The sequence below is a fragment of the Roseofilum sp. genome (genome assembly GCF_982964205.1).
Map to the genome: position 1 here is coordinate 1 of NZ_CEZBFX010000201.1, position 4,043 is coordinate 4,043.

Genomic DNA, 4,043 nt, shown 5'->3' on the forward strand with positions numbered 1-4,043 from the left:
TGAAGTGTCCAACTCCTTGAGTGCGCTTTATCACCCGCTAGGGTGGCAACAGATGTTGTGAACATTCTTTATCCTACTTCTACCAAGGCTTCTAGGTCTAAGTTTTGGGCTAATATTCCTTCTGAGTGGAAGGGTCTTACCAAAGTTATGACCCTTGGAGGAATGTTGGAGTGATTCACCCTCCGAAAAGGATGAGAGGGATTCTGCTTGGGCATAGCCGGGTCAGACCGAAATTTCACCTTTGTTCTCACTTTTAAAATTTTGCCCTCAAATCCCATACCCTGTAAGACTTTGTCCGAGTTCTCACCTCTATTCAAAAGCTGTCCTAACCATTGCCTACAGGATTATCTATGTTTCATTGGAGATATTATGAGACTTTTCTATGTGAGCTACTTATGGCTGACCTATGGGAAGGGATGGAGTTAGGATGATTTTAGGTAGATTTTAGGTAGATAGCTGATTTGTAATCAGCTTGTGCTGAGTTCGAGTCCCGAACAATAAGTATTTCTTTGAAGAGCTGGTGAGGAGACTCGAACTCCTGACAGGCTGATTACAAATCAGCTACTCTACCAACTGAGTTACACCAGCATACTCAAGATGATAATATTATATCAGAAATGATATCTCCTTGTCACGCCCTAAGTACAGAAAAGAAGGACAATCTTGATAGAGCAAGCGTTTCTAAGTGGTTTTGAGGAGTAGAATAATTGAGTGCAAGAGCGAACGTTACTTGGAACACCTAAGATACCTAAAATAAAGATGCCACCCTATGGAATCAATTTGGTGAACCCGATCGCTCTTAAGCTAGATTATTTTCCATCGCCCAGCGAGCCAATTCGGTGCGGTTGTGTAAATTGGTTTTACCCAACATATTGGAAACATGGCTCTCTACTGTGCGCTGACTCACATTTAAGATCTCCGCAATTTCGCGGTTAGAACTGCCTTGGGCCACTTTTTGTACTACTTTTCGCTCGGTGGGAGTTAAGGTCACATCTTCAGGAACTTTGGGGAAATTCACTTCGGTATTTCCCCCTTTATACTGATGATGCATCATTCGGGATGCTTGCTTGAGAGAAGATTCTACTTGAGCTACCAGTTCTTCAGGTTCAAAGGGCTTGACCATATAGACATCAGCACCTTTACTCAATCCCTTCACTCGGTCTTGACTTTGGCCTTTAGCCGATAAAAACAGAACGGGAATCCAGGCGGTTTGCTCATCTTCACGCACTTTTTGCACGAACTCATAACCGTCCATTTCTGGCATCATAACATCACAGATAATCATGTCTGGAGTTTGATCATCCAAGATATCGAGCGCTCTTTGCCCATTTTCAGCAGTGGTGACTTCGTATCCCCGGAATTCCAAGTAATCTTGTACCAACAGAATCAGGTTGGGATCGTCGTCAATCAGAAGTAATTGCTTGTGGTCGGTCGTCATATCCGTATCCCCTATGTGAATTGACTATAAACTACCATTTCTTCAGCATATTCCTCTATTTTTGGAAAATCAATAGGGAGGATAATCTAATTTCCTCCTTGTCCCAAAATATCTTAGAGTTTTCCGAGGCTCTGAAACTCAGGGTATCCTAGGAAAACATTCGTGAATATACTTATATTGGCTGGATGGATTTTTTTGATTATAGCGTACTTTTGCGGAAACAATCAGAGAATCTCATTTAAAAATTCGGAATTTACTGATTTTTTGTCTGTCTCTCAGAATTTTCCGAAAATTTATGATGAAATTACGGAAGGACTGGGCAAAGGATGGACAAGGAAGGCATAGTCTTCAACGACCTGATTGCCCAGGAGATGCTCCTGAATAATTTGCTCTATCACATCTGGAGTGCAGCTATGATACCAAACTCCATCAGGATAAACGACTAGAATAGGCCCTTTCTGGCAAACTCGTAGGCAATGACTCTTAGAGCGAAAAATACTCATTGGTCGTTCTGGAGTGGGCTGATCCAACTTCAACTCTTTCAAGCGATTTTTGAGATAATCCCAAGATTCAAGGCTCTGTTGGCGATCGCAACATTTAGGAACGCCCTGATCGGCGCAAATAAAGACATGGCGCTCAATCTGAGTTAGACCTAGTGCCTTGACACAAGCACTTAAGGAGTCAGGAGTGGGTTTTTGAGCATCAGATTCCAAGTTCATTCGTAAGACAGAGTAACACGATTAACTTTATCTTACTCAGATTTGGTCGTTTTTCGTGGTTTTTGGCTAGATTTTGGTGATAAATCAGATTTTTTAGGGGATTCTTTCGGAGGAGGGGGGGCACAAGAGTGTACGTCCTTATCCTCCTTTTCCGTTGCAGGTGAGGAACTAGCAAGGGGTTCAGAAGATTCGAGGGGAGCGTTTTCTACAAATAACTCCTCGAGTTCAGCCTCTTCTTCTTGAGAAGAAAAGATGAGAGCGCTTTGTTCCTCTGAGGCATAAGTTTCCGGTTCCGGGTCAGCCGTACTTTTAATCCGGCGAATGGGAAAATTAGCAATCAAAGCTGTAGAGCGATCGCTATTTTCAATGGCAAACTCCAGTTGTTCGTCATCAATCTCCACATAGCGAGAGACCACCGCCAAAATATCATCGCGCATGGCATTCAACATCCCTGGACTAATCCCCGCTCGGTCATAGGCCAGCACCAACTTCAACCGCTGTTTTACCTCCTCGCGACTGGACTGGCGAGTTTTCCAGGGGAAAAGGCGTTCTAGAAGATCATTTAACATAGGGAGTGGGCAGTAGGGAGTGGGCAGTAGGAAATGGGCAATAGGAAATGGGGAAACCGAAATTCACCCAGCTCATCCCTTGCGGAACATCTGAAACAAGCGGCTGAAAAAATTTCCTTGGGGGGGAGCCAAATCCAAGAATGGTACTTTTTCACCTTCTAGACGGCGAGCAATATTACCATAGGCGATTCCGGGTAAAGACGACTCTCCAGCACCAGAAAGTACTAGGGGTTCCCCTCGGTTCGTAGAGACAATCACCCGTTCATCATCCGGAATGATACCCAATAGGGGAATAGCCAGGATTTCTTGCACATCCTGAACTGACATCATGTCATTGGCTTCCACCATATTCGGGCGAATGCGATTGACAATTAAGCGAATTTTGCGAATACTATTGGCTTCCAAAAGACCAATCACCCGGTCAGCATCCCGCACAGCCGCGATTTCCGGAGTCGTTACAATCAGAGCCTCTTGCGCCGCGGCGATCGCATTTTGGAATCCCATTTCAATCCCAGCCGGACAATCCACAATCGCATAATCAAAACTGGGACTCAAGCGATGAATCAACTTGGCCATTTGATCGGGAGTAATAGCATCTTTGGTGCGATTTTGGGCTGCTGGTAACAGCACCAACTTTGACTGGCGCTTATCTCGCACCAAGGCTTGTTCCAGACGGCACTCTCCAGCTATTACTTCTACTGCTGTATAGACAATACGGTTTTCCAAACCTAAGAGCAAATCCAAATTTCTCAAGCCAAAATCGGCATCAACCAGGACGACTCGTCGTCCCCGTTGAGCCAGAGCCATTCCTAAATTTGCGGTACAGGTGGTTTTACCCACTCCTCCCTTTCCGGATGTAACGACGATAATACGGCTCATGATGGCGATTTCTTTGGCAGGGTCACGGCAGTTGATTATAGCAAGGCCCTTTAGCCTTTTAACAGATTTAATCAAACTTTGTTCATCGGCTGCTCTCGAGTCTGTTCTTCCCTCTCCCTATGCCCCCATCCTCCCATCACAGCGCTTTGCGCTGTATATTTCATCGAGGTTGGGTATGGGTTATTGAATCATATTATTGGAAATTTCTTTTAACAAATGATCTAGCTGTTCTTGGTGAAAATGGGGCACACCAAGGCTAATTTAACTCAATTCATCCTTGAATCTTTATCTACTGGGATCTCGTTCTGGCCATTTGATATTTTTCAGTGGTACGATACAGTATAGATTTACGCTCACGAGTAGTGGAATTTGTTAAAAAAGGAGGCAGCCAGGCTGAAGCGGCCCGCAGATATAACGTTAGCCGTTGGTGTGTTTATG

General features: G+C 44.4%; 5 protein-coding genes and 1 tRNA gene. 1 reads left to right on the forward strand and 5 read right to left on the reverse strand.

Going from position 1 to position 4,043, the window contains the following annotated elements; all coding sequences use genetic code 11:
• Window positions 1–515: 515 nt before the first annotated feature.
• From AC3A14_RS24180 to minD, 5 genes are all read right to left on the reverse strand, one after another.
• Window positions 516–588 (reverse strand) — tRNA-Thr (locus AC3A14_RS24180).
• A 211-nt stretch (window positions 589–799) separates the two neighbouring features.
• Entirely contained in the window at window positions 800–1,438 is a 639-nt protein-coding gene (locus AC3A14_RS24185) for a response regulator transcription factor (protein ID WP_271938349.1), read from the reverse strand.
• A 293-nt stretch (window positions 1,439–1,731) separates the two neighbouring features.
• A complete protein-coding gene (locus AC3A14_RS24190; RefSeq protein WP_318735986.1) occupies window positions 1,732–2,157 on the reverse strand; it encodes a (2Fe-2S) ferredoxin domain-containing protein in 426 nt (141 codons plus the stop codon).
• Between the two features lie 32 nt (window positions 2,158–2,189).
• Window positions 2,190–2,726, reverse strand: a complete 537-nt coding sequence (gene minE, locus AC3A14_RS24195; RefSeq protein WP_318699052.1) for a cell division topological specificity factor MinE — start codon at window positions 2,724–2,726, stop codon at window positions 2,190–2,192.
• Window positions 2,727–2,798: 72 nt separating this feature from the next.
• Window positions 2,799–3,605: a septum site-determining protein MinD gene (minD, locus tag AC3A14_RS24200; protein WP_318699051.1), complete on the reverse strand. Its 807-nt coding sequence runs from the start codon at window positions 3,603–3,605 to the stop codon at window positions 2,799–2,801.
• Between the two features lie 326 nt (window positions 3,606–3,931).
• Between minD and AC3A14_RS24205 the strand changes: the two genes are divergently transcribed.
• Window positions 3,932–4,043, forward strand: a 112-nt coding sequence (locus AC3A14_RS24205; RefSeq protein ID WP_487779212.1) for an IS630 transposase-related protein, incomplete at its 3' end; no start/stop codon positions are given.